Origin of the sequence: Microbacterium sp. Kw_RZR3 (assembly GCF_029222405.1) — a bacterium.
Lineage (GTDB): Bacteria > Actinomycetota > Actinomycetes > Actinomycetales > Microbacteriaceae > Microbacterium.
The window spans coordinates 13,219-32,293 of the sequence record NZ_JARHXC010000031.1; the positions used below are offsets into that span (position 1 = coordinate 13,219).

The following is a 19,075-nucleotide window of genomic DNA, read 5'->3' on the forward strand; positions in this document are numbered from 1 at the left end:
TCAGGCCTCCGGTCGACGATACGTCTCGAAGCGGTACCGGATGCCGCCCTTCGAGAGGTGCCATCCGTCTTCGGGGTCGGCGGCGTCGCGACGCCAGCCATCGATCGACGGCGCGAAGGTGTCACCGTCGACGGAGACGTCGAGACGGGTCACCTCGACGACGTCAGCGCGATCGATGGCCTCGGCGTAGAGCCGCCCGCCGCCGATCACCCAGACCTCGTCGCTCCCGACGAGGGCGAGCGCCTCGTCGAGGGAGGCGGCCTTCTCGGCCCCTCCGCCCCAGGTGTCGGATCGCGTCACGACGATGTTGCGTCGCCCGGGCAGAGGGCGGAAGCGCGGTGGGAGCGACTCCCACGTGCGCCGCCCCATGATGACGTCGGACGACCCGGTCACGGCGCGGAAGTGCGCGAGGTCTTCGGGAACGTGCCAGGGCATTCCGCCGTCGGCACCGATGACACCGCCGTGGGCCTCGGCCCAGACGAGCCCAACGGAGGTCATACCGCGACGGCCCCGCGGATGGCCGGGTGGTGCTGGTAGTCGTCGACGACGATGTCGTCGTAGGTGTAGTCGAAAACCGACTCGGGGGTCCGGGCGAAGCGCAGCGTCGGGTACGGGTACGGCTCGCGCGTGAGCTGCTCCCGCACCTGCTCCCGATGGTTGTCGTACACGTGGCAATCGCCGCCGGTCCAGACGAACTCCCCGGGCTCGAGACCGGTCTGCTGCGCGACCATCAGTGTCAGGAGCGCGTAGGAGGCGATGTTGAAGGGGACGCCGAGGAACATGTCGGCGCTGCGCTGGTAGAGCTGGCACGACAGCTTGCCGTCGGCGACATAGAACTGGAAGAGCGCGTGGCACGGGGCGAGCGCCATCTCGGGGATGTCGGCGGGGTTCCACGCCGAGACGATCAGGCGCCGCGAGTCGGGATCACGACGGATCTGCTCGATCACCTGGGCGATCTGGTCGATCGTCCCCCCGTCGGCCGTCGGCCAGGAACGCCACTGCACCCCGTAGACCGGTCCGAGCTCGCCGTCGGCGTCGGCCCACTCGTCCCAGATGGTGACGCCGTTGTCCTTCAGCCACCCGACATTGGATTCTCCGCGCAGGAACCACAGCAGCTCGTACACGATCGACTTGAGGTGGACGCGCTTGGTCGTGATGAGGGGGAAGCCCTCGGCGAGGTCGAAGCGGATCTGTCGACCGAAGACGCTCGTGGTGCCGGTGCCGGTGCGATCCGACTTGTGCGTGCCCGTCTCGAGCACGTCGCGCAGCAGGTCTTCGTACGGGGTGGGGATGTCGGCGGTCACGGCCCTCACGATACCCGCGATGCGTTCCCCACCGGCATCCAGGGAGCGGTCGCGTGGACGGTTCGCGGTCCGGTTCGGCTGGGGAGGAGAGGTGGCGGCGTCACGTTCCGACTCATCGGCCCCGACGTCGGATACGGCGGCTAGCGTTGTCGACCGTGGACCTCGCTCTCGCACTCGTGATCGTCGCCGCTCTGCTCGCGGCCACCGTCGTGCTGGGCCTGGTGTGGCGTCGTGGACAGGGGCGAGCGCGCTCGGTCGACTCGGGCGAAACGATCGACCCTCGCGTGCTCGAGGCGGGCCCCCTCGGTGAGGCGGCCACCCTGGTGCAGTTCAGCACCGAGATGTGCACGCGCTGCCCCGGTGTGCACCGCATGCTCTCCGCCGTGGCGGACGATCGCTCGGGAGTGCGCCACATCGACGTCGATCTGACCCACCGCCCGGATCTCGCGAAGCGATTCCGCGTCCTGCAGACACCGACGACCCTCCTCGTCGACGCGTCGGGGCAGACCGTCCGTCGTTTCGGGGGTCCGCCGGCACGCGCCGACGTCGAACGCGAACTCGACCTCCTCACGAAAGAGAACGCCCATGGCTGAACCCGCCCGCATCGATGCCCGCGGACCGCGCTTCGCGGCATCCATCACCGCCGTGCTCCTCCTCGTCGGCACGCTGCTGAGTCTGCTCGGCGTCTCGACGGGGCCCGAGGCGACCCTGGACCGCGCGACCGATCCGGGCTTCCTGGTGATCCTCGTCGTCGCGCTCCTCTTCGTCTGGGGCGTGGCCTCCCCGCGGACCGCTCCCTGGGGCGTCCTCTACCGCAAGGTCGTTCAGCCGCGACTTGCGCCGCCCACCGAGTTCGAAGACCCGCGACCACCGCGCTTCGCCCAGGGCGTCGGACTCTTCGTCACGGCGGTCGGACTGATCCTCCACCTCGCGGGCGTGCCGTGGGCGCTCCCCATCGCCGCCGCCATGGCGTTCGTCGCCGCGTTCCTCAACGCCGTCTTCGGACTGTGCCTCGGATGCCAGCTCTACCTCGTGCTGCAGCGGGCGGGGATCGTGGGGCGTCGGGGTCCGGCATCCGCGTGATCGGTTCGCTAGGGATGGGCTGTCAAGACCTGAACGGTGTCGGTCGCCCTCGTTAGGCTGGCCGCGTCGCGGTCACCCGGACCGCGGACACCACGTCGCGGTCGCGAACCGCGCAGACACCACGGAGGTTCCCATGGCCGTCACGAGCGAAGCCGCCACCGCCTGGAAGGGCAGCCTGTTCGAGGGATCGGGTGAGGTCACGTTCACCTCCTCGGGCATCGGCACGTTCGACGTCAACTGGAAGGCGCGCAGCGAGGGTTCGAACTCGGTCACCACGCCCGAGGAACTCCTCGCCGGAGCGCACTCCGCGTGCTTCAGCATGGCGCTGTCGAACGCGCTGGCCGAGAACGGCACCCCGCCCGAGTCGGTCGACGCGACCGCGTCCGTCACCTTCAAGCCCGGCACCGGCATCACCGGCAGCCACCTGAATGTCAACGCCGTCGTCCCCGGCCTCGACGCCGCGACGTTCGAGAAGATCGCCAACGACGCCAAGGCGAACTGCCCCGTGTCGCAGGCGCTCGCCGGCATCGACATCACCCTCGAGGCGACGCTTGCCTGAGACTCCGGCCCGACGCGTCGTCCTCGCCGGCGCGTCGGGCCTCATCGGCAAAGCTCTCGCGGACTCGCTCCGCGCTGACGGCGTCGAGGTGACCTCACTCGTTCGGCACGAGCCCCGCGCCGCACACGAGGTGCAGTGGTTGCAGGATCCCGCTCCCCTGGACCCCGATGTCCTCGCCGGAGCCGACGCCGTGGTCTGCCTCAACGGCGCCTCGATCGGTCATTTCCCCTGGACGCCGTCCTACAAGAGCACGCTGCTGTGGTCGCGCATCACCCCGACGCGCACCCTCGCCACCGCGATCCGCGCGCTCGGCGAAGACGCTCCCGCCCTCATCAACGCCAGTGCGACGGGCTTCTACGGATCGCAGCCCGGAGCGCTTCTCACCGAGGACTCCCCGCACGGAGAGGGCTTCCTCGTCGACATCTGCATCGACTGGGAGGCCGCTGCGCGCGACGCCGGCAGCCGCGCACGCGTCGCCCTGCTCCGCACGGCTCCGATCGTCCATGAGCAGGGTGTCCTCAAGCCGTTGCTGCTTCTGACGAAGCTCGGCGCGGCGGGTCCCATCGGCCGTGGAACGCAGGTGTGGCCCTGGATCACGCTCGACGACGAGGTACGCGCCATCCGACACGTCATCGACTCCGACATCGACGGACCGGTCAATCTCACGGGACCGACGCGGGCGACGGCGAACGACCTGGGCTTCGCCCTCGCTCGCCGTATGAACCGCCCCTACGTGCTGCGCGCCCCGATCTGGGGCGTCAGGCTCGCGCTGGGCTCGGATGCGACGGAGGCGCTGCTCCTGACCGACGCCGACGTGCGGCCTCGAGTCCTCGAGGACAGCGGCTTCGCCTTCACGCACCGCACGGTCGAAGAGGCTGTGGCCTCCGCCGTTCCGGCACCGAACTGATCGACGCGCCTCAGACCGCGCGGCGCTCCGCGCTCTCGAGCCGGATCGCCGTGCGGATCGCCTCACGGGCCCGACGACGGTCACCCGCGGCGTCGTAGGCGAGGCCGAGACGGTATCGCGCTCGCCAGTCATCGGGATGCGCTTCCACATCGGCGCGATACCGCGGGAAGAGCGCGTCGCCGTCTTCGCGCTCGATGCGCCCGCTGGGGCGGACCGGAAGGTCTTCGTCGGGGAGCCCGCCCTCGGCATCCAACCGCTCCCCCAGCCGTTGCGCCCGCACACCGAACCACAGCTCACGGCCGATGGCCCACAGGGCGAGGAGCGGCAGCACGATCAGAGCCACGCCCATCGTCACGCCGATCGGCTCTCCGCTTGCCAGCAGGACGATCGCGCGCTGCCCCGCGAGGAAGACGTAGAGCAGGAGCAACACCGTCATCAGAGCGACGGCGAGGCGGACTCTCATGCGCTCGTCGCGCCCGCCACCTGGCCCGAAACGTCGCCGTCGGCGATGGGCGCCTCGGCAGGAACCGGTCGCGTGCGCACGCCGATGTCGATGAAGCTGTCGAGACCGATCACGACGCCCGTCGCCTCACGGGCGGCCGCGAGCGCGATTCGGATCCCCGGGGCATAGGCGGTTGCCGGGTCGATCGTGTCGTGCACGATCGTGAGCGACTCACCGGGGCCGGACAGCACCGTCTCTTGACGGGCGATCACTCCCGGGCGACGCAGCGAGTGGATGGGCACGGATGCCACCCGCTGACCGCGAGCACGCTGGTCGACGTGCGGGGACTCGACGGGGCCGACCTCGGCGCGGGCGGCGGCGATGAGCTCGGCCGTGCGCACCGCGGTGCCGCTGGGGGAATCCACCTTCGTCTCGCGGTGGGCCTCGATGATCTCGATCGAGGGGAAGAACGGCGCAGCGGCAGCGGCCAACGCTGTTCCGATGACCGAACCTAGCGAGAAGTTGGGAATGAAGACGGCCCCGGTGCCACTGGCATCCACGAGAGGCCGGACGAGGGCGATGCGCTCGTTCGACCAGCCCGAGGTGCCCACGAGCACGTTGATGCCCCGCTCGATCGCCGCGCGGACGATGTCGATCGACACCGCGGGGGTCGACGCGTCGATGACGAGGTCGGCTCCGTCGAGCTCGCTCATGTCGGACTTCGACGTGAGTACCGCCGACACCTCGTACCCGTCCTCGGCGTCCACGACCTCGCGGATCACCCCGCCCAGCTTGCCGGTTCCGCCCACGATGGCCACGCGCGTCGTCATGGTTCCACCCTAGGCGGCGCGGCGAACCAGGTCGCCACGTTGTCCACAGGCGCGCCGCGCGCTCAGGTGCTCGATACCCACACTCGTGGCGCCCGGTAGCTCAAGCGCTTACCCGAGGGCCGTGGTCCCACGCCCGGGTCACGGCATGATGGCGGAGTGAGCGACACCGACCGCACCCGACGTTTCTATGACGTCGTCGCCGACAGCTACGCCGACCTTCTGCCCGACACCCGCGCGGAAGCACCCCTCGATCTCGGAATGATCGCCCAGTTCATCGCCGACCTCCCGACCGGTGAGAAAGTCGTCGTGGACGCGGGGTGCGGGACCGGGCGCATGCTTACCCACCTCGGGGCGCTCGGTGTGGCGCCGGTGGCGGGCGTCGACCTCTCCCCCGCCATGGTGTCGCACGCGCGCGGCACACCCCGCCGTGCCGATCGAGGTCGCCGAGCTGACGGCTCTGCCGTTTCCGGATGCCGGTGTCCGCGGCATCCTGTGCTGGTACGCCATCATCCACAGCGACGCCGACGATGTCGCGAGGATCTTCCGGGAGGCCCGTCGCGTGCTGGGTCCGGGCGGTGTCCTTCTCGTCGGCTTCCAGTCCGGCACCGGGGAACGACGGGTCGAGCGCGCATACGGCCACGACGTCGCGCTGACCGCGATCCTGCACGAGCCGACGGCGATCGCCGACGCCCTGACGGCGGCGGGATTCGAGGTCACCGCGGTGGCCGAACGCGCGGCGAGAGGCAGCGAGAAGCACGCACAGGGCCTCGTCCTCGCGCGGCGCCGCTGAGGTCGCGGGCAGACCGGGAGCCGGGCAGACCGGGAGCCGGTCAGACCGGGAGCGGGTCGACGAGCCCGGTGCGAAGCTCGACCGGCAGGTGCGCGAGGTCGTTGTGCGAGAGGAGCGTCCACGGGCGACCCTTCTTCTGCGCGATCACCGTGAGGCCGCAGTTCGCCTGATTGATGGTCATCCATCGCCAGTCGGGCGCCTGCAGCACCTCGCGCACGAACCACGAGATAACGAAATTGTGCGTGATGAGCAGCTCGTGTACCTCGCCGGTCCTGCGGGCCAGGAACTCGGCCGTGGCATCCGCCATCTGCGCGCGACCGGCCTCGATCTCGGCCTCGGTGACGGAACCGAAGAACGGCTCGTAAGCGGCCGGGGTCTCGGGCGTCATGCCCGTGGGCACGCAGTCGAACAGCAGAGCCGACGGCTCGGGCGAGACGGACGGAAGACGTTCGGCCACGGCGTGCGCGGTCTGCGCGGCGCGCTCCAGGGGCGAGTGCCACACGGCGTCGAGAGGAAGCCCCGACAGTCGATCCGCGATCAGAGCAGCCTGACGCTGACCGCGCGGAGACAGGGGTCCGTCGGCGAGGCCGTGCTCGGCATCCTGATGCTCGCCGTGGCGCACCAGGTAGATGTAGTGCGTCACTCAGCTCACCTCGTCGTCAGTCCCACGGCCCCCCGCCGCACACCTCCCACCCTACGTCACGCTCGGAAGAGGCGCCCGGTCGGGCGCCCGTCACTCGGCGGCGCGGGCGATGTCGGACAGCTGCGCGCGGCTGAGGCGCACGCCCACCGCGCGCATGCATTCCACGACGTGGCGTGGCGCGAAGGCGTTCACGATCGGGGCGACGACGATCTTCTGCGCGAGGAGCCAGGCGAGGGCCACCGCCGCGTCCGGGATACCGAGCTCTGTGCCCACGGCATCCAGGGCTCGAAGCACTTTCGAGCCTCGGCGGTTGAGGTGCATCGCGAGCTGGGACCCGCGGACCGACCGTGACTGCTGGTCGCGCGTGCGGGTCTCTCCCGCGAGGAAGCCGTGCGCGAGGGGGTGAGAGGGGGTGACCGCGATGCCCTGCGCGGCGGCGATGAGCCGAAGGTCGCCGTCGAACTCGTCGCGGCGCAGCACGTTGTACGGCACGTCGAGGACCGTGATGCGGGGATACCCGGCCGACGAGAGGATGCGGGCCTCGACGAGCTGCGCGGCCGTGTAGCCGTGCGCGCCGATCGCGCGCACCTTTCCGGACTCGACGAGCCATTCGCTGGTGGCGAGGGTGTCCTCCAGCATCGCGGCGTCGCCACGGGCGGCGTCGAGAGAGAGCACGTCGATGCGGTCGGTGCCGAGTCGCTGCAGCGAGCCTTCGACGGCTCGCACGAGGTTGACCGAGTCCAGCCCGGGATTGTCGGGGTGGCGGCCGACGCGCACCGAGAGCACGACGTCGTCGCGCATGCGACGGGTCCGCATCCACTCACCGATGATGAACTCGCTCCGCCCGGCCGCGTAGCTGTCGGCCGTGTGCAGAGCGTTTCCGCCCAATTCGGCATACGCGTCGAGGATGTCGTGGCTCGATCGCGCGTCGACGTTCCACCCGAACTCGCCGCCACCGAGGAACAGCGGGAACACGTCGAAGCCGGTCTCGCCGAGAGGAACGCGCACGTGTGAGCCGAGGCCCGGGCCCTGCAGGGTGACCGGAGCGGAGGGGTGCGGCGGCCTGTCGCGCCGAAGGCGCGCGGACGGGACGTTCTCTACGCCCGAGCCGCTCATGATGGGGTCCCCCTCGAAGCGTCGGGGGATCGCCGTACGACGGCGTCCACGCCCCCCGACGCGTACTTCGAGGGTAGAGCCTCACCAGGAAGAGGCCGCGTATTCACCCGCCGCTCCGGTAAACATTGGATAACGCTTCACCAGAACGCACGGATGCCCGCCCCGCGGAAGCGGGACGGGCATCCTTCAGAGGAGTCGATCAGCCTTCGGCGGGAGCCTCGGGGCCCTCGCTCGCGGCGGCCGAGCTCTGCGTGTCGGCGGGCTCGGGCGTGGTGGCTTCCTCGTCGAGCACGGGCTCGAGCGAGAGCTTGCCGCGGTCGTCGATCTTCGTGATGCGCACGAGGATCTTGCGACCGACCGAGAGCACGTCTTCAACGTTCTCGACGCGCTTGCCGCCGGCGAGCTTCCGGACCTCGCTGACGTGCAGCAGGCCGTCCTTGCCGGGGAGAAGCGAGACGAACGCGCCGAAGGTCGCGATCTTGACGACGGTTCCGAGGAACTGCTCGCCCACCTCGGGGTTGGTCGGGTTGGCGATCGCGTTCACCTGGGCGCGGGCGGCCTCGGCCGAGGGGCCGTCGGTCGCGCCGATGTAGACGGTGCCGTCGTCCTCGATCGAGATCTGGGCACCGGTCTCGTCCTGGATGGAGTTGATCGTCTTGCCCTTGGGCCCGATGAGCTCACCGATCTTGTCGACCGGGATCTGGACGCTGATGACGCGCGGCGCGGTGGGCGCCATCTCGTCGGGAGCGTCGATCGCGGCGTTCAGGACGTTGAGGATCGTCAGACGAGCCTCCTTCGCCTGGGTCAGCGCGGCCGCGAGTACCGACGACGGGATGCCGTCGAGCTTGGTGTCGAGCTGGATCGCCGTGATGAACTCGCTGGTACCGGCGACCTTGAAGTCCATGTCACCGAGGGCGTCTTCGGCACCGAGGATGTCGGTCAGCGCGGCGTAGCGCGTCTGGCCGTCGACCTCGTCGGTGACCAGGCCCATGGCGATACCGGCGACGGGGGCGCGAAGGGGCACACCCGCGTTCAGCAGCGACAGGGTCGAGGCGCAGACCGAGCCCATCGACGTCGAGCCGTTGGAGCCGAGAGCCTCGGACACCTGACGGATCGCGTAGGGGAACTCCTCGCGGCTGGGGAGCACCGGAACGAGCGCGCGCTCGGCCAGGAAGCCGTGGCCGATCTCGCGACGCTTCGGGCTGCCGACGCGGCCGGTCTCACCGGTCGAGTAGGGCGGGAAGTTGTAGTGGTGCAGGTAGCGCTTGCTCGTGATGGGCGAGAGCGAGTCGATCTGCTGCTCCATCTTGAGCATGTTCAGCGTGGTGACACCCAGGATCTGGGTCTCGCCGCGCTGGAAGATCGCCGAGCCGTGGACGCGCGGGATGACCTGCACCTCGGCGTCGAGCGGACGGATGTCGGCGAGGCCACGGCCGTCCATGCGGACGCCCTCGGCGAGGATGCGGCCGCGCACGATCGTCTTGGTGACCGACTTGTAGGCGGCGGCGAACTCGAGCGTCGCCACGGCGGGAAGCTCGCCCGCCTCGACGGCGGCGACGAGCTGCTCCTTGACCGAGGTCTTGACCTCGTCGTCGGCGTTCTGACGCTCCTGCTTGTCGGCGATCTGGTACACCGGCACCAGCCGGTCGTAGGCGCGACCGGCGACGAAGTCGTAGGTCTCCTGGCTGTAGGCCGGGAAGACGGGGAACGACTGGATCTCCTTCGACGCGGTACGGGCGACCTCGTTCTGCGCGTCGACGAGCTGACGCAGGAACGGCTTCGCGGCCTCGAGGCCCTCGGCGACGACCTGCTCGTTCGGCTTGGTCGCGCCGCCCTTGATGAGGTTCCAGCTGCCCTCGGTGGCTTCGGCCTCCACCATCATGATGGCGACGTCGCCGTCGTCGAGCACGCGGCCCGCGACGATGAGGTCGAAGACGGCGTCCTCGAGCTGCTCGGCCTTGGGGAACGCGACCCACTGGTCGGCGTGCTCGCCGTGGCCGGGGATGAGCGCGAGACGCACACCGGCGATGGGGCCGGAGAACGGCAGACCCGAGATCTGGGTCGACATGGATGCCGCGTTGATGGCGAGGGCGTCATAGAACTCGCCCGGAGCGATCGAGAGCACGGTGACGACGATCTGGACCTCGTTGCGGAGGCCGTCGACGAACGACGGACGCAGCGGGCGGTCGATGAGGCGGCACACGAGGATGGCCTCGGTCGAGGGGCGACCCTCGCGACGGAAGAACGAGCCGGGGATCTTGCCCGCGGCGTACGACCGCTCTTCCACGTCGACGGTCAGCGGGAAGAAGTCGAAGCCTTCACGCGGGTGCTTGCCGGCGCTGGTGGCCGACAGGAGCATGGTCTCTTCGTCGAGGTAGGCGGCGACGGCGCCCTGGGCCTGCTGAGCGAGGCGACCGGTCTCGAAGCGAATGGTGCGGGTGCCGAACCGGCCGTTGTCGAGAACGGCTTCGGCGGCGGTGATTTCTGGACCTTCCAAGAGGTCCCTCCTTCTTTGTTTAGGCTCGCCGCCCCGTGTGGGCGACGAGCTGACATGCGAAGGAGCAGGAACAGGCAGAAAGGGCGCGTCGACTCATCGACCCGGAATTCCCGGCGACTGGCCACCAGTAGAAAACCACCCGGCGATCGCGACGGGGAGTCCACCACAGGGGACCAGCGTCTGCCGGCCTGCTCCGTGTGCTCATATGGAATTGAGCGGATGCCAAGACGGCACCCCGAAAGAGCCTAGCAGCGCCGCAGGACTCCGGGTGGTTCCGACACGGCGCGGCGAATACAGTGGCCTCATGGGCCTCATCCGTCGCACCAGTCACACGCTCCTCGCGTGCGCGCTGATCGGCGCGGCGATCACCCCGGTGCCGGCCTGGGCGGTCCCGCCGTCCTCCGCGCGGGTTCTGGCTGCCGCGGCCGACGACAGCGACCCCGCCGTCATCGAGGTGAAGAAAGAACTCGACGCCGCCGAGGCGTCTGCTGCCGAGGCATCCCGTCGCGCGCTGGACGCCTCTGCCGAAGCCGAGCGCACCCGCCTGCTCGCGCAGTCCACCGCCGAACGCGCCGCCGCCCTCGCGGCGCAGAGCTCGGCCGCCGACGCCGCGATGGCCACGGCCCACGCGCGTGCCGGAGCCAGCGCGTCGCGCCTGTACCGCACCACGGGGAACGGACCACTGGTCGCGCAGCTGCTCACGAGCGCGGACCCTGACTCGTTGCTGGATCGCCTGGGAATTCTCGATCGCGTCACGACGCTGACCACGCGGGACGCGGGAGAAGCGCGGAGCGCGGCCGATGTCGCCACCTCGCTGCGTGCGCAGGCAGAGGCGGCGCAGGCCGAGGCCGCGCGCCTCGCGGCGCAGTCCGCCACCGAGGCGGCAGCCGCACAGACGCAGGCCGACGCCGAGGCGCAGACGGTCACGGCGACGCAGGCACAGCTGGATGCCCTCTACGCACGACTCGCGGAGCTGCGTAGGACGACGGCCGAGCAGGAGCGCCAAGCGCGGCTGCGCGAGAAAGCCGAGCAGGACGCGCAGGAGCCCGGCGGAAACGGCGGCGGGAGCACCGGTGGCGGGAGCGGGAACGGTGGAAACACCGGGGGCGGCGGCGGTGGTGGCACCGGCGGGGGCGGCAACAACAATGGCGGCGGGAACGGCGGCGGTAGCGGAGGCAACGGAAGCGGCGGCAACACCGGCGGCGGAAGCGGCGGCAACACAGGCGGCGGAAGCGGCGGCGGCACCACTCCTCCCCCGACGGCCCCGGCCGGCCCGATCATGAGCCCCGGCCAAGCACGTGACTACGCGCGAGGAGCGATCAACGGCTACGGATGGGGAGACGACCAGTTCTCGTGCCTCGTGTCGCTGTGGAATCGCGAGTCCGGTTGGCGCGCCGACGCCCTGAATCCGTGGAGTGGTGCCTATGGCATCCCTCAGGCTCTCCCGGGCGAAAAGATGGCATCCGCGGGTCCCGATTGGCGGACGAACGCGGCGACCCAGATCGCGTGGGGTCTGTCGTACATCAGCGCTCGCTACGGGACGCCGTGCGGAGCGTGGGGGCACTCCGAGCAGACCGGCTGGTACTGAGGCCCGTCCGCAGCCGCGCCCGTCCCTTCGACGAGCTCAGGGACCTTTCCTGACACCAGCCCGCCGGGCTCACCGAAACCCCCACACCGCATGGCACGCTCGACCCGAGGTGGCTGAGCCCGTCGAAGCCATCCGACGAACTACGACGTCCGCGCGCGCTCCCGGTCGCCGCGCGTCGGGAGCTCGACGTAGCCGGAGTGCTTCGCCGACAGGCCGTCACCGGCCGTGCGCCCGCGAACGCGCCGCCACACCCAGGGCAGCGCATCGCGCGTGATCCACCCTCCGCGCGCGGGCTCGTCGTCGGCGTGGAGGGCTTCGTCGAGGCCGAGCAGGGCGCGCGCGTCCGGCACTCCGAGCGCCTCGGCCGCCCGGTACGCCACGAGGCGGTGCCCCGCCGACCGCAGGTGCACGAGGTCGTCGGCCCAGAGCGGAAGCTCGCCGAGTTCGGCCACGGCCTCGAGATCGAGCAGGATCGCGCCCTGCTCGGCGGCGATGCGGCGGAGCTCGACGTTGTAGGTCGAGAACCGCCGAGCGAACAACCGCGCGGCCGCGCGGTGCGGCAGGAAGGTCGTGACGAGGAGGACGTCCGCGCCCGTTCGCCTCACGGCGCGGACGGCCGACTCGACCTCGGCGACGATCGCGGGGATCACCGGGTGCGGGCCGACGAGATCGTTCGCTCCGATGAGGATCGACACCAGGTCGGGCTTCATCGCCAGCGCCGCGGGCACCTGCTCGTCGATCAGATGGCGGACGCGACGACTGCGCACGGCGAGGTTCGCGTACCGGAACGGTCCGTCCTCGCTCGTTCCCGCGAGCAGCTCGGCGAGGCGGTCGGCCCAACCGCGATACGCGCCCGACGGCATCCGCGACTGGTCGCAGAGTCCCTCGGTCAGCGAGTCGCCCAGGGCGACGAAGCGCGTCCACCGACCCCGGGTTCGGGATGCCACGGCCGCAGCCGGTCGTCGGGCTCCGCGCACGAGCAGGTTGTCGTCGATCGCGCGGAGCTCGCGCGCTTCGCGGTAGTGCCCGACGAGGTCGTTCGTCAGCGCCGCCCAGGTGCGCCCCGCGACCGCCTCTCGCGCCGCACGGGCGAAGGCCTGACGCTTGGCTTCGTCGCCGACGAGGTCGGCCACGCGAGCGCGGAGATCGTCCAGATCCCCCGGGCGGTACAGCCACCCGTCGACGCTCGAGCGGACGAGGTCCAGAGGCCCGCCGACGCCCGTCGCCACCACGGGGACGCCGCTCGCGAGAGCCTCCTGGATGGTCTGTCCGAACGTCTCGCTCTCCCCCGGGTGAACGAACACGTCGAAGCCCGCCATCACCCGTGCGAGCGTGTCGCCCGACAGGTGGCCGGTGAAGACGGCATCCGGAATCGCCTCGCGCAGCGAGGATCGTGCGGGACCGTCGCCGACGATCACCAGGCGCGTGTTCGGCAGGTCCGCGAGAGCCCTCAGGTCGTCGACCTGCTTCTCGGGCGCGAGACGACCGACGTATCCGACGATGCGTTCACCGTTCGGCGCGACCTCGGCCCGCCACGCGTCGTCGCGGTGGGCGGGCGCGAAGCGCGTGGCATCCACTCCCCTGCCCCATCGCCGCAGGCGGTCGACGCCGAGACTCTCGAGCTGTCGCATCGACGCCGAAGACGGAGCGAGCGTGAGCGTCGCGCGGCGGTGCAGGCGCGTGACGTGCCCCTCGACGAGCGCCGTGGCCTGCGGGAGACCGTACTTCTGCGCGTAGGCGACGACGTCGGTCTGGTAGACGGCGACGGTGGGGATGCGCAGCGCGTCGGCCGCGGCGAGCCCCTGCCAGCCGAGGACGAACGGGGATGCCAGGTGCACGACGTCGGGGTCGAAGTCACGCAGCAGCGCCCCCAGGCGAGCCGCGCGCGCGAACACCACGCGGACCTCGGGGTACGAGGGCAGCGGGACGGACCGCAGCAGCTCGGTGCGGGCGCCGTGCAGATCGGCTGTGACGTCGCCGGACTTCGGAGCGATCACCAGCGTCTCGTGCCCCGCCTCGGCGAGATGGCGCAGCACGTGCAGAACGGAACCGGTGACCCCGTTCATGTGCGGAAGGAAGGACTCGGCCAGCAGCGCGACTCTCACGAGACCAGGGTGAGGCGCATCGCGGCGTCTCGGGAGCGCTTCGCGCCCGACGTTCGCGATGTTCACCGAATGCTCCGCAGCGAGTCACCGGCGCGTGGGCGGGGCGTCTGGATCGACGGCGGAGAGTGACCGAATGGACGGGATCGACGGCTGGTTGCAGACGATCGCGGCGAGCCCCTGGGCCCTGCTCGGCATGGCGGCTCTCGTGTTCGCCGATGCGTTCCTGGTGGTGATCCCGGGCGAGGCGGCGGTCACCGCCTTCGGCGCTCTGGCCGTCTCGCACGGGACGCCGCCGCTGGCCGGGGTGATCCTCGTCGCCGGAGCGGCCGCGTTCGCCGGGGACGCCGGGTGCTACCTCGTGGGGCGGACGGTCGGGGTGGAACGCTGGGCGTGGATGCGCGGACCTCGCGTGCGAGCCGCCCTCGACTGGGCGCGGGCGCGGCTGGAACGGAACGCCGCCGTGGTGCTGTTCACCGCGCGATTCGTGCCGTTCGCCCGTCTCGCCGTCAACCTCGCGGCGGGAGCTGCACGGGTCAACCCGGTGCGCTACCTCGGCGTCGCCGCCCTCGCAGCTCTGGCCTGGGCTGCGTATCAAGCGGTGATCGGCGCGGTGGTCGCGGCGATCGTGCCGGGTGGACCGGTCGTCGCGGTCATCGTCTCGATCGTCGTGGCGGTGGGGATCGGCATCGGCATCGACCTCGTGCTGGCGCGGCGCGCGAAGAGGCGGGGAGAGCGGCGAAGGGTGGATGCCGGGAACCTGACGTCGGGGTGAGCGCGGGCTCGTCTCAATCGGCGGCGATCACGACGCCGGCGGCGCGGAACGGCGCGAGCGTACGCTCCAGCGGGGTGTATCCGCGTGCGTCGAGCGGGACGAACACGCAGCGCGCCGTGCGCGACGCGGCGCGATCGAGCTGAACGCGCAGGTCGCGAGCAGCCGTGCGCGGATCGGCTCTCCCGGCGAGATCGACGGTGGCCTGCCCGTCGCTGACGATCACCAGTCGGCAGCGCTCGCGCGGGGCATCGCCCAACTCGTCGAGCGCACGGCGCACGGCATCCGCGAGCGGGGTTCCGCCGCCTCCCCCGGCGCTGGCACGCTGCAGGGCCGCGCGGGCGCGCGAAACGCGGAGCGTGCGTTCCTGCACGACCGAGGCGCACGAGCCGGCCGCGAGCACGACGCTCACCTCTCCGCGATCGTGGGAGACGTGCGCGAGAGCGACGTCGGCGACGCGGCGCGCGTGAGCAGCCCCGGCGCTGCCCATCGACGACGACCCGTCGACAACGACGACCGTGTGCGCGGCGGTCGGCTCGGCGCGAAGCCGGCCGCGCAGATCGTCGCGGGTGACGGCGAACTCCTCGACGGCCCCCGTCATCGCGCGCCGTCGCAGGGCGCGGTGCAGCGTGGGAAGCATCGCGATGCGCCCGCCCGCGTGCTCGGGTGCCACGACTCGGCCGGGGCGGCCCCGACCGACGCCCGCGCGGTGCGGTCCGCGGCGGGCGCGACGGCCCGCGCGGACGCTCGCACGATCGAGGGCGTCGAGGAGCTCCGGCGCGGCGAGAGCGACGGCGCGAGGGGATGAGCCGGGGTCGGGCTCTGCATCGATCGCGAAGCCCGCGTCGGGCGCTTCCGCGGTCGGACCGTCGGGGGCCGGGCCCGCCGGTGTGGGGCTCGCGCCCCCGTCGAGCTCGGATGCCGGGCGATCGTCCCACGGCGAGACGGTCTCCTCGGACGCTGGCTCCAGCGCGTCCGCGTCGTCTCCTCCGCGGTCGCCGTCAGCGCGAGCGTCGGCCCCCGCGTCGGCCTCGCGCTCGGGAGAACCGGAATCCGCGGGATCCCCGGGGCCCTCCCCCGCGTCGGCCCCGTCGGCCGCACCGCCCACGTTCTCGCCATCCCCCTCGTCACCCGCGTCGCCGGCGTCGCCTGCGTCGCCGACGTCGCTCTCGACCGCCGCGCTCACGTCCACGGCATCCGCCGCTTCGTCCCCCTCGTCATCCCCGCCTGCGAGAGGATCCGCCTCCCCCGCCTCCGGCCGCCCGCCCTCGGCGGATGCGCGCCCTCGCGGCTCGCCCACCCACGCCCTCACCAGCGCGACAGGATCGCCCTCCACGTCCGTCTCGACAAGAGCGGATGCCAGCGTGCACGCCGCGACATCGACGGCGCCGTCGTGCACGCCGTGTGCGGCCAGCAGGCGGACGACGCGCAGCCAGAGCCGCGTCTCGCTCTCCCCCGCGGGCCGTCGCCCCCGCGCCGGCTCCGCGCCGATATCGACGACCGCCGTGCAGCGACGCAGGACAGCGGGCGGCAGGGCGGCGGGATCGGTGCAGAGGGCGAGCGCGCGGGGGTTCCGCGGCGGAAGCTCGTCGATCTCGGCGCGGCGCGCGACCCACACCGCGTGCGGGCGCAGGGCACGGAAGACCTCCTCGGCGCGATGCGGGTCGCCGGTCAGCGCGAGGCCGAACGGCGCACCGGAGCGCCACGCGGCGATCACCGCGCGGACGCTGGGCGGCAGTGGTACCTCTCCGTCGAGCGCCGCGCGGACCTCGGCGGCGGCACCGGCTGGCAACGCGGGGGCGGAGACCGCCGCCCCGGCCCCTCTCCCCCGGCTCCGCTCAGGCAACCCGTCGGCCCAGCACCGAGGACGCCGCGACGCGCACCCGGGACGCGGCAACGGCGATGGATTCGAGGGCGGTCCGCGGCGTGCGGTGCTGCAGGGCGGGAACGGCGACGGCTGCGAGATCGTGAACCGTCACGGCGGGGCGTCCGGCGAGGGACGCCGCGGCGCGAGCGGCACGGACGAGCACGAGCTCGGCGCGATGACCCACGGCGCGCGCATCGACGCAGATCCGCACCGCAGCCTCGAGCACGTCGTCGCCGAGCGCGATGTCGGCGCACCGCTCGCGGGCCGCACGGACGCGGACCGCCAAGCGTTCCTCGCGGTCGGCCCACTGGGCGGTGAACCCCTCGGGGTCCCGCTCGAACGCCAAGCGCCGACGCACGATCTCCCATCGCTGTTCGACGTCGCGGATCGTGGCGACCGGGGTCGACAGGCCGAACCGGTCTTCGAGCTGCGGCCGCAGCTCCCCTTCTTCGGGGTTGCCGCTCCCGACGAGCACGAACCGCGCCGGGTGAGTATGGCTGAGACCGTCGCGCTCGACGGTGTTCACCCCGGATGCGGCCACGTCGAGCAGGAGGTCGACGAGGTAGTCGTCGAGCAGATTGACCTCGTCGATGTACAGGATGCCGCCGTGCGCCGCCGCGAGCAGCCCCGGGGCGTAGGCGATCTCGCCGCGCAGCGCCTTGTCGATGTCGAGCGAGCCCAGGACGCGATCCTCGCTCGCCCCGAGTGGCAGGTCGACGACGGGCATCTCGAGTTCCTCCCGCGCGAGAAGCTGCGCGAGGCCCCGCACGGTCGTCGACTTTCCCGTCCCCCGGTCGCCGAGCGCGAGCACACCGCCGACGGCCGGGTCGACCGCGCACAGGGTGAGCGCGTGACGGAGTTCGTCTTGACCGACGACGGCGGTGAAGGGGAAGACGGGGGCGGTCATGGCATCCATCTTATTGAGAAGAGTTCTCAAGCAGGGTGTGCTTACGCGAGCGCGAGCGTCCGTTCCGCCGCGTCGACGAGGGCCCGACCGTACGAGGGACCGTGGCCCGCCGCGTGTACCGCCAGCGGGTGCAGCTGATGAACGGGCACGCGCTCGCGCCACCCGTCGCGCAGCGGTCGAGCGGCGTCGTAGGCCCCGAGGATCCGCTTGAGGAACGGGCAGCCGAACAGCGCGAGCATCGCCAGATCGGTCTCGCGGTGGCCGCCATGCGCCGCCGGGTCGATGAGCACGACACCCTCGGGCGACCACAGCACGTTTCCCGTCCACAGATCGCCGTGCAGGCGCGCGGGCGGCTCGTCGTCGTCGAAGGCGCCCGCCGCGATCGCCTCGCACGCGCGGCGGACGACCTCGGCTCCGGATGCCGAGAGGTTCCCGGCCGCGACCGCGATCGGCACGAACGGCTCGACGCGCTGGTGCGCGTAGAACGCACCCCAGGTCGCCGTCGGACGCGCGGGCTGCGAACGCCGACCGATGAAGATGTCGCCCTCGCACCCGGGCGGCGGGGAGCCGAACGCGTCCGCCCCTGCGGCGTGGGTTGCGGCGAGCGCGGCGCCGAAGGCCGTCGCGGCAGCGGCCGTCGGCGGGGCCTCGGCGATGCGCTCGAGGGCGATGCGGTCGCCGCAGACGTCGAGAACCCGCGCGATGCGCGCACCCTCGGCCGCGGCGAGCCACCGGAGTCCCGCGGCCTCCGCGGCGAAGAAGCCGGCGGGAGCGTCGGCTCGGGTCTTCACGAGCTGTTCCATCGCCCCAGTCTGTCGTGATGTCGGAAGTCCCCGGCACGATGGAGGCATGAGCGACGGCTACGACCCGAACTTCCTCGGCATCCCTCTTCCGCTGCCCGCACCGGTCGCGCCGACGACCCGGCTCGACTATCCGCGCTTCTCGGTACTGCTCGACGAGCAACGCCGATTCGCCGCCGTCACGGGCGTCGTGATCGACGGCGCCTCCCTGCGCGAGCAGCCGCGCACGGGCGACTGGCGTCTCGATCCGCGTGTGGCCGCCGACGTGCAGGCCGGCCCCGAGATCTACAGCCGCAACGATCTCGACCGCGGGCACCTCGTGCGTCGACGCGATCCCGGCTGGGGCTCGGCGGACGAGGCTCGGGATGCCACCGAGGCCACGTTCTTCTACACGAACGCCGCCCCGCAAGCGGCCGGGTTCAACCAGTCGAAAGAGCTGTGGCTGGGGCTCGAGGACCACGTGCTCGCGTACGCCGAGACCACGGACCAGCGCCTCGCGGTGTTCACTGCCCCGGTCCTCGGCGAGACCGACCCGCCGTATCGCGGCATCCGCGTTCCGCTCCGCTTCTGGAAGATCGCCGCGTGGCGCGCCGGGGACGCGCTGGCGGCGGCCGGATTCGTGCTCGATCAGACCGAGCTCGTCGACACGCGGCAGGGGCTGACGGTGCCGCCGCTCGGGGCGTTCCGCACGTTCCAGGTTCCGATCGCCGCCATCGCGACCGAGGCGCGGATCGACGTAGGTCCGCTCGTCGCGGCCGACACGTTCGTGCGTCGGGGCCTGCGCCCGGTGGCCGCGCGGGAGCTCCGGAGCCTCGACGACATCGTGCTGTGAGCACGGGCGCCGCGCGCGGCTCCGGTGGCTGAGCTC

Annotated in this window: 19 protein-coding genes and 1 pseudogene; 8 read left to right on the forward strand and 12 right to left on the reverse strand. The window is 71.6% G+C overall.

Going from position 1 to position 19,075, the window contains the following annotated elements:
* Together P2P98_RS01155 and P2P98_RS01160 are read right to left on the reverse strand one after the other, a co-directional pair.
* On the reverse strand, positions 1-498 hold the full coding sequence (locus tag P2P98_RS01155; protein ID WP_275796381.1) for a dihydrofolate reductase: 498 nt from the start codon (positions 496-498) through the stop codon (positions 1-3).
* Positions 495-1,304: a thymidylate synthase gene (locus tag P2P98_RS01160; protein WP_275796383.1), complete on the reverse strand. Its 810-nt coding sequence runs from the start codon at positions 1,302-1,304 to the stop codon at positions 495-497. The genes P2P98_RS01155 and P2P98_RS01160 overlap by 4 nt, the downstream gene beginning before the upstream one ends.
* A gap of 155 nt (positions 1,305-1,459) precedes the next feature.
* Here P2P98_RS01160 and P2P98_RS01165 point away from each other — a divergent pair, with 155 nt between their 5' ends.
* The 4 genes from P2P98_RS01165 to P2P98_RS01180 all read left to right on the forward strand — a co-directional run bounded on the left by P2P98_RS01165 (position 1,460) and on the right by P2P98_RS01180 (position 3,853).
* Positions 1,460-1,897, forward strand: coding sequence for a thioredoxin family protein (locus tag P2P98_RS01165; protein ID WP_058626618.1), 438 nt, complete (start codon positions 1,460-1,462; stop codon positions 1,895-1,897).
* On the forward strand, positions 1,890-2,387 hold the full coding sequence (locus tag P2P98_RS01170; protein WP_275796386.1) for a DUF4395 domain-containing protein: 498 nt from the start codon (positions 1,890-1,892) through the stop codon (positions 2,385-2,387). Before P2P98_RS01165 ends, P2P98_RS01170 begins: the two co-directional genes overlap by 8 nt.
* Positions 2,388-2,520: 133 nt before the next feature.
* On the forward strand, positions 2,521-2,946 hold the full coding sequence (locus tag P2P98_RS01175) for an OsmC family peroxiredoxin (RefSeq protein ID WP_058594930.1): 426 nt from the start codon (positions 2,521-2,523) through the stop codon (positions 2,944-2,946).
* Positions 2,939-3,853, forward strand: a complete 915-nt coding sequence (locus tag P2P98_RS01180; protein WP_275796388.1) for a TIGR01777 family oxidoreductase — start codon at positions 2,939-2,941, stop codon at positions 3,851-3,853. Before P2P98_RS01175 ends, P2P98_RS01180 begins: the two co-directional genes overlap by 8 nt.
* A gap of 10 nt (positions 3,854-3,863) precedes the next feature.
* Here the strand turns inward: P2P98_RS01180 and P2P98_RS01185 are convergent, their stop codons facing one another.
* From P2P98_RS01185 to P2P98_RS01195, 3 genes are all read right to left on the reverse strand, one after another.
* Positions 3,864-4,316: a hypothetical protein gene (locus tag P2P98_RS01185; RefSeq protein WP_058613331.1), complete on the reverse strand. Its 453-nt coding sequence runs from the start codon at positions 4,314-4,316 to the stop codon at positions 3,864-3,866.
* Complete coding sequence (dapB, locus tag P2P98_RS01190; RefSeq protein ID WP_275796390.1) at positions 4,313-5,125, reverse strand: 4-hydroxy-tetrahydrodipicolinate reductase; 813 nt, start codon at positions 5,123-5,125, stop codon at positions 4,313-4,315. The genes P2P98_RS01185 and dapB overlap by 4 nt, the downstream gene beginning before the upstream one ends.
* 138 nt (positions 5,126-5,263) lie before the next feature.
* Positions 5,264-5,470: a hypothetical protein gene (locus P2P98_RS01195; RefSeq protein WP_275796411.1), complete on the reverse strand. Its 207-nt coding sequence runs from the start codon at positions 5,468-5,470 to the stop codon at positions 5,264-5,266.
* Here P2P98_RS01195 and P2P98_RS01200 point away from each other — a divergent pair.
* Positions 5,459-5,915, forward strand: a pseudogene (locus P2P98_RS01200) (class I SAM-dependent methyltransferase). The gene P2P98_RS01195 and the pseudogene P2P98_RS01200 overlap by 12 nt on opposite strands.
* Before the next feature lie 40 nt (positions 5,916-5,955).
* Here the strand turns inward: P2P98_RS01200 and P2P98_RS01205 are convergent.
* The 3 genes from P2P98_RS01205 to P2P98_RS01215 form a co-directional block, all read right to left on the reverse strand.
* On the reverse strand, positions 5,956-6,558 hold the full coding sequence (locus tag P2P98_RS01205) for a histidine phosphatase family protein (protein WP_058594935.1): 603 nt from the start codon (positions 6,556-6,558) through the stop codon (positions 5,956-5,958).
* A gap of 90 nt (positions 6,559-6,648) precedes the next feature.
* On the reverse strand, positions 6,649-7,674 hold the full coding sequence (locus tag P2P98_RS01210; RefSeq protein WP_275796393.1) for an aldo/keto reductase: 1,026 nt from the start codon (positions 7,672-7,674) through the stop codon (positions 6,649-6,651).
* A 199-nt stretch (positions 7,675-7,873) separates the two neighbouring features.
* Positions 7,874-10,171, reverse strand: coding sequence for a polyribonucleotide nucleotidyltransferase (locus P2P98_RS01215; protein WP_275796395.1), 2,298 nt, complete (start codon positions 10,169-10,171; stop codon positions 7,874-7,876).
* Positions 10,172-10,475: 304 nt separating this feature from the next.
* Between P2P98_RS01215 and P2P98_RS01220 the strand changes: the two genes are divergently transcribed.
* Positions 10,476-11,759, forward strand: coding sequence for a hypothetical protein (locus tag P2P98_RS01220; protein ID WP_275796397.1), 1,284 nt, complete (start codon positions 10,476-10,478; stop codon positions 11,757-11,759).
* Between the two features lie 140 nt (positions 11,760-11,899).
* Here the strand turns inward: P2P98_RS01220 and P2P98_RS01225 are convergent, their stop codons facing one another.
* Positions 11,900-13,864 (reverse strand): glycosyltransferase, encoded by a 1,965-nt coding sequence (locus P2P98_RS01225; protein ID WP_275796399.1) that lies wholly within the window; start codon positions 13,862-13,864, stop codon positions 11,900-11,902.
* A gap of 133 nt (positions 13,865-13,997) precedes the next feature.
* On the opposite strand from P2P98_RS01225, the gene P2P98_RS01230 reads away from it, so the two are divergent.
* Positions 13,998-14,636, forward strand: a complete 639-nt coding sequence (locus P2P98_RS01230; protein ID WP_275796401.1) for a VTT domain-containing protein — start codon at positions 13,998-14,000, stop codon at positions 14,634-14,636.
* 13 nt (positions 14,637-14,649) lie between these two features.
* Here the strand turns inward: P2P98_RS01230 and P2P98_RS01235 are convergent, their stop codons facing one another.
* Genes P2P98_RS01235 through P2P98_RS01245 form a run of 3 tightly spaced genes read right to left on the reverse strand, consistent with a single transcriptional unit; the run spans position 14,650 to position 18,210 of the window.
* Positions 14,650-16,425 carry a VWA domain-containing protein gene (locus P2P98_RS01235; RefSeq protein WP_275796403.1) on the reverse strand — a complete coding sequence of 592 codons (1,776 nt, stop codon included), beginning with the start codon at positions 16,423-16,425 and terminating at the stop codon, positions 14,650-14,652.
* A 46-nt stretch (positions 16,426-16,471) separates the two neighbouring features.
* A complete protein-coding gene (locus P2P98_RS01240; RefSeq protein WP_275796405.1) occupies positions 16,472-17,407 on the reverse strand; it encodes an AAA family ATPase in 936 nt (311 codons plus the stop codon).
* 41 nt (positions 17,408-17,448) lie between these two features.
* On the reverse strand, positions 17,449-18,210 hold the full coding sequence (locus P2P98_RS01245) for a fructosamine kinase family protein (protein ID WP_275796407.1): 762 nt from the start codon (positions 18,208-18,210) through the stop codon (positions 17,449-17,451).
* Between the two features lie 46 nt (positions 18,211-18,256).
* Here P2P98_RS01245 and P2P98_RS01250 point away from each other — a divergent pair, with 46 nt between their 5' ends.
* Positions 18,257-19,039, forward strand: coding sequence for a DNA/RNA non-specific endonuclease (locus tag P2P98_RS01250; protein ID WP_275796409.1), 783 nt, complete (start codon positions 18,257-18,259; stop codon positions 19,037-19,039).
* Positions 19,040-19,075 lie beyond the last annotated feature (36 nt).